The 5,657-nt window shown below is 67.4% G+C and carries 5 protein-coding genes; 1 reads left to right on the forward strand and 4 read right to left on the reverse strand.

Features of this window, described 5'->3' with window-relative positions; translation table 11 throughout:
• Window positions 1–1,260: 1,260 nt before the first annotated feature.
• The 4 genes from KDL01_RS38705 to KDL01_RS38720 form a co-directional block, all read right to left on the reverse strand.
• Window positions 1,261–1,575: a hypothetical protein gene (locus KDL01_RS38705; RefSeq protein WP_212533699.1), complete on the reverse strand. Its 315-nt coding sequence runs from the start codon at window positions 1,573–1,575 to the stop codon at window positions 1,261–1,263.
• A 166-nt stretch (window positions 1,576–1,741) separates the two neighbouring features.
• Complete coding sequence (locus tag KDL01_RS38710; protein WP_212533700.1) at window positions 1,742–2,926, reverse strand: methyltransferase domain-containing protein; 1,185 nt, start codon at window positions 2,924–2,926, stop codon at window positions 1,742–1,744.
• Window positions 2,923–3,819: a radical SAM protein gene (locus tag KDL01_RS38715; RefSeq protein ID WP_212533701.1), complete on the reverse strand. Its 897-nt coding sequence runs from the start codon at window positions 3,817–3,819 to the stop codon at window positions 2,923–2,925. Before KDL01_RS38715 ends, KDL01_RS38710 begins: the two co-directional genes overlap by 4 nt.
• Before the next feature lie 35 nt (window positions 3,820–3,854).
• Entirely contained in the window at window positions 3,855–4,535 is a 681-nt protein-coding gene (locus tag KDL01_RS38720; protein WP_212533702.1) for an ATP-binding protein, read from the reverse strand.
• 329 nt (window positions 4,536–4,864) lie between these two features.
• Here KDL01_RS38720 and KDL01_RS38725 point away from each other — a divergent pair, with 329 nt between their 5' ends.
• Window positions 4,865–5,563: a helix-turn-helix domain-containing protein gene (locus KDL01_RS38725; protein WP_212533703.1), complete on the forward strand. Its 699-nt coding sequence runs from the start codon at window positions 4,865–4,867 to the stop codon at window positions 5,561–5,563.
• The last annotated feature ends 94 nt before the right edge of the window (window positions 5,564–5,657 follow it).

Below are 5,657 nucleotides of genomic sequence, written 5' to 3' on the forward strand. Positions count from 1 at the left end.
ACCTAGGGCGGGGGGTGGGTTGGTGCTGGGAGCTCGCGCCGTGCCCCGCCGGTCTGGCATCCCTTCGGGCGGGGGCGGGGAGACGCCCGAACCCGCTGACCCACCCGAACCGCAGGCCATCAACGATCTTCACCGGCGGACGGGCTCCTCAGAGGCAGTCGAAGGCCTTTTTGTTCTTCTCCCGGCGTGTCCCGCAGGGTTAAGTGTCCTGTCCGCCTAATGCCCCGAGGCCGGTTGTATCCGCTCGTAGCTCGTGTGTGCTGCGACGGGCCATGGTGGCCCCCGTGCAAGCAAAGTCACCATCCACCCGCGCACGCACCAGTTCCGCCAGCCCACAGCTGCCCTGAGCACGGCGTATATTGAAGATGGCGCGGCCGCTGCTAGACCGGTTGTGCCATGCCCGAGCTCAGCTAGCCGAAGCGGACGCATCGTGGCCACGGTCAGGCATGCCTCACTCCTCGATGACACTGACGCACTGCGGACAGTGAGCATCGAACTGCAACGCACCGCCCAAGAGCTATGCGGCGACCTGATGTCACAGGTGGCGACCATGCAACAACTCGTGGCGGAGAACCGCCACCTCCGCCATCAACGCGGAACGCCCACCGAGCCGACGCCCTAATGCCGCCAGAGCCGGACAACTCAAAGTCACGTTGTCCAGCTCAATCTGCCGTGCACAGGTCATAGAGCGATCTTGGGGCAAGTAGCGACGGACAGGACATCAAGGGGGGACGGCGGCCGGCGCAACCGCGGCGCCCCGACCATCGGCTGAGCTGTGCGTTAGCAAGCGCGCCGCGATTGGGCCGGCGGGCGGCCCTCGGCAGTGCGCTGGGACTGGCGCAAGCACGCTGGTACTTCGGCCGATTGGTCTTTCTCGGCGACCGACACCCCTGCGAGCGGACGAGATGCCTGTGTGGAGGCACCGACCGTGAGGGAGGAGGCTCCACATGGGCAGGTCGGGAGCGGCAAAAACTTCTCGGAACCGGGCCCCGTGCCGTAGTCCTGCACTGCTGGAAGTCGTTGTCTGCGACGATCCGGCAGCGGGCCGGGCCACGCTGTCGGAGTGGTGCCGGGAGGAGCCGGGAGAACGCAGGTTGAGGGCAGACGCAGCGCCCCCGACCGGGCTGGCTTGGGGAGGATTCCGCCAGGCTGGTCGGGGGCGCCGGGTGCGCCTGCCCGCCGAGGCCACCCCCACAAGGGGCTCGGCGGTGGCGCGGGGATGCCCGCATCGGTGGATGTCCGGCACCGTGCGGGCTGGTCTTAGTGCCGTTCGTGCGTGGCGCAGTAGACGGCGTGTAGGGACTCGTCGAACGAGAGGTACCGGAGGGCTTCGGAGAGCTCGGGGTACTCGGTGCTGAGCTCGCGGTGGTAGAGGTTGCGCAGCTCGGCGCCGAGGAATTCGGCTAGGGCCACGAATTCGGTGTCGCCGAGGTTCTGGCCTGCGGTCTGGGCTCCGGTGAGCCAGATCCGGAATTCGGTGATGGTCTCGTGTCCGACGCGGTTGATCAGGCTGGCTGCGGTGGTTTCCCTCCAGTCCAGGAATCGGAGATCTACCGTGTCGTCTTCGGTTGGCATGGGTCCCCCTGGTGTCGTGCACGTGGGCGCGTGCATTGTGCGTGGTGGGGCGCCCACCGACAGGACGGTCTTCGCTGTCGGTGGGCGCCGTCTAGGGCGGTCGTGAGCGCTGCCTATCCGCGACGGTTTCGCGGCGTCGGTGCTCTTCGACCGGCGGGTCAGGGGGCTAGCTGCTGGAGGGCTGAGCGCCGGGGAACGTGAGGTTCAACGATCCGGAGCTGAAGGTGGCTTCTCCGTCCGGCTGGATGCGGACTTCGGCGCCGAACAGGCTCAGTCGTCCGTTCCTGAGCCAGTCGAGGCGGATGCGGTCGAGTTCGTCCCAGAGTCGGCGCGGTCCGCCCTGGAAGGTGCGAACGGTGGAGAAGTCCTGGTGTCCCTCGGCCCTGGCCCATGACCCGTCCGGGTGGGCAAGCCACGTGGACTGTGCGCCGTCGGCCCCGGTGTCGTGGACCCATTCGATGCCGGGGACGGTCAGGGCGAGCAGGGATGAGAGCTCGGGGGCCTGGTCGAGATTGACCACGGGGTACGGGCTGACCGAGGCGTCTTCGTCGCTGTAGGTCATTTCAGCCGTGATCCGGCCGACCAGCGGGGGCGGGTAGTCGCCGGGTCCTCGCGTGCGCATGAATCCGCCGGGTTCGAGTTCGACCCGTCCCCACGCGCCTCCGTCTTCGAGCTTGCGCGCGGCGATGGTGATGGAGGTTCCGGCGATGCTCACGGCGAGGCGTCCGTCAGGCTTGAGGGAGGCGAGCCAGCTTGCCGGGATTCCGGGGACTGAGACCATGGCGGCGATGCGGTTGCCTTCCCAGTCCAGGGGCCCGGTCGCGTCGGCGGTGATGATGCGCGGGTGTGGCTGGTCGGTGGCGGGCCTCAGTCGCATCTCGGCGACGCGGGTCAGGTAGGCGTCCACGTCGATCGTGGTGACCTGCCGGGACCCGACGACCTTGGAGAGCAGGGCGGCGCCGTAGCCGGGTCCGGTTCCCACGTCCAGCACGTCACCGCACCCGTTGTGGATGCGGGCGGCGCGGTAGATCTGGATGACGCGCCACGGGTTGGTGGCCGATGATGTCGGGCGTCCCTGTATGGGCTGCTGGGGGTCGGTGAGGTCGGCGTGGTGCCCGGCGACCTTGGTCACGATCGATGCCGTGGACTCGTAGGCGATGTTCCGCCACTTTTCCCGCTCGGAGTCCCCATCGACGGAGGTCCAGCCGTCGGCGCTGCGCTCGAACCATGCCGGGATGAACCGGTGGCGCGGTGTGGTCGCCAGGGGGCGGAACCACGGGGAGTCGGGGAGTTCGACCATGGCGGCGAGGCGGCGCGCCGCGTCTTGCCATTCGTCTTCGAGGTCGATCACTGGGCTGCCTTCAGGGTCACGGTGGCGGGTGCGCGCTTGACGTCGGGGCCGCACACGGACGGGGCCGAGTCCGAATCGGGGTCGCATCCCCGGGTGCGGGGCGGGATGACGGCGCGGAGCTGGTCAAACGCGGCGGACGCGAGGATTGCGGCAAGCGGGGTCGTCTTGACGTTACCCGGGGAGGGCAGGAACCGGGAGATCGTGCATCCCCACACCTCGCCGTTCGGGCCGATGGCGAGATTGTTCTTCGCGCACTTGCCGCACAGCTCGTTGACACTGCCGATGCCGCTGCGGGTCTGGTCGCCGCGTCCGACGGCGCGCATGCGGTCGTGGTTGACGTTCACGCCGAGGCCGCGCAACTGCTCGGCGGCTTCGGCGGCGCGCTGGCCGGGGTGCTGTTCGACGACTCCAGCGCGGATGATGATGCCGCGCCGCACCGCTTCCTGAATGTTCGTCAGGGTGGCGAAGTGAGAGCCCTTGCGGCGGGTGATCGCGTCGTGGGTCTCGGCCACGTCGGAGTAGTACGAGGTGGCGAGGTACGCGTTCGGGCGGCTGTAGAGCTCCCAGAGTTCCGGGGTGACGCTGACCAGGTTCGAGTAGACCTCGACACCGAGCCCGGTCCCCAGGGCGTAGGTCATCAGCTCGGCGAAGTCGGGGTGTTCGGTCGGCTCGCCGCCGATGAACTGCACGGACGCGATGGTCTCGTGGGCGTACGCCTGATCGATGACGTTCTTCCAGTCGGCCACGGTCATCGTGCCGTGGTCGCCGCGCGGGCCGGACTCGGCGTAGCAGTGCGCGCAATGCAGGTTGCACTTGCCGGTGATCTCCAGCTCCAGGAACGTGATGCCCTTGGTGTCGGACTCGAACGGCGATACGTCGGTGGTTATGGTCACGGTCTTACTCCTCACTGGGTTGCGATGGGTGGGGGTCAGGTGGTCTGTAGGGCGGTGCGGGTGCTCGCCCGCAGCGCGGTGTACACGCGCATCAGTACGTCCGGGCCTGTGGCCCATTGGCTGAGCGCGTCGGGCTCGGCGGTTGGCGTGGGCGCTGGGGTCTTCTGCTTGGCTCGGCGCGGGAGGGCAGGCAACTCGGGACGCTGGGCGGGTATGGCGGGACGCACGGTTGCCGGGGCGGGCGCGACGGCAGGAAGGGCCCACTTGAACGAGACCCACACCGTTTTTCCGGGCATCGTGGCGGGCGGGAGGACTTCCGGGCGGCATCCCCACTCGTGGGCGAGCGTGATCATGATGAACACGCCGCGCCCATGCTCCTGGTCTTGGGACGCGTCGGTGAGCACGGGCATCTCGGGGCTGTTGTCCCAGACCTCGACCGTGAGGCCGTTGCAGGATGCTGCGGTCCGGACTTCGATGGTCGCAACCGTCTCGTACGGGAGGGGTTCAACGGGTCCTGAGTCTCTGCCTGTGGCTGTGACCGCGTTCGTGACCATCTCCGACAGCGCCAGAAGCGCGCTCTCGGCGGTATCGTCGCCGCTCGGCAGTCCCCAGCGTGTGAGCTGGTCCTTAAGGAATCGGCGGGCGCGCTTCGGAGCGTCGGGCAGCGCGGCGAGGCTGACGCGGTAGAACCTGCCGTCAAGGGCGAGGGTGGTCATTGTGTCCTCCCGGCGGTCCGGGCGCGAAAGGGCTGGTAGGGACGGCCGTGGCCCCATGCCGGCCGACTCGGCCAGTCACGAGAAATGATCACCCGCGCACTCTCCGTAGTGCCCAAGCCCATGGGGGCCTCCCTTATCGCAAAGGCGGATGCACGTGCACGAACGCGGCGCTACCATGCAAGAGGCGCCCCCTGATGAGGCGTCAGTAGCACCGATACGATGGTGCAGCGCTGCATGCGCCGCCACAATGCAGCGCTGCATGAGTTTGCCTAAGCTTTACTCGGGGCGTCCCCTCGCGGGTGAGAGACTGGCCGGGAAGGGAGTGATCAATGCCGTTCAGGGCCAGTTGGACACAGCGCGCGCTTGCGGACGAGCTGATGGAGACACGGACGAGCCGAGGGCTCTCAATCCGTGACGTAGCCGAAAGCATCGCCCCAAAGTGGCACAACTCGAAGGTTTCGCGTATCGAGAGCGCTCGTACCAAAGTCAGTGCTGCGGACGTGCGGGCACTCGGGGCCGTCTATGAGGTGGACGATGAGACGATCGCCCGCTGGGTCGAAATGGCGCGAGACAGCATCACGGATGCGTGGTGGGAGCGCTATGAGCGCTGGCTTACGCCGACCTTTATCGAGTTCCTGGCTTACGAGAACGAGGCCGCTCGCGCGTGGTCGGTACAGCACATGTTCATGCCCGGTCTCCTCCAGACGCCTGACTACATCAGGGCACTGCATACTGTGGGTCCGATTCGTGACCCTGGGCGTAATGACGCCGAGTACGAAGTGCGAATCAGGCGGCAACGGCGGCTCACGGAACCTGACCCGCTGACCTTCAACGCGTTGCTTGCTGAGTCGGCTCTTCACTGGCAGTTCGGGAGCCGGGCGATCATGCATGCGCAGTTGCGGCATGTGCGAGAGATCTCGGAGTTGGAGAACGTCAGCGTTCGTGTGGTGCCGTTCGCTCGGCCGGTGACCATCTATCCGACGGACATGTTTGAGCCCGGATCCACCGGGCTGATTCCGGGGTGCTGATTTCCTGATCGTTTATCGGTCGTGCCGGATGTCCGGGCAGGGGTGATTGCCGGGTGGCCGTCCGGGCGGGGTCTCCAGGGTTCCTCGGGTCGTG

This window comes from Actinospica durhamensis (assembly GCF_018139695.1).
GTDB lineage: Bacteria > Actinomycetota > Actinomycetes > Streptomycetales > Catenulisporaceae > Actinospica > Actinospica durhamensis.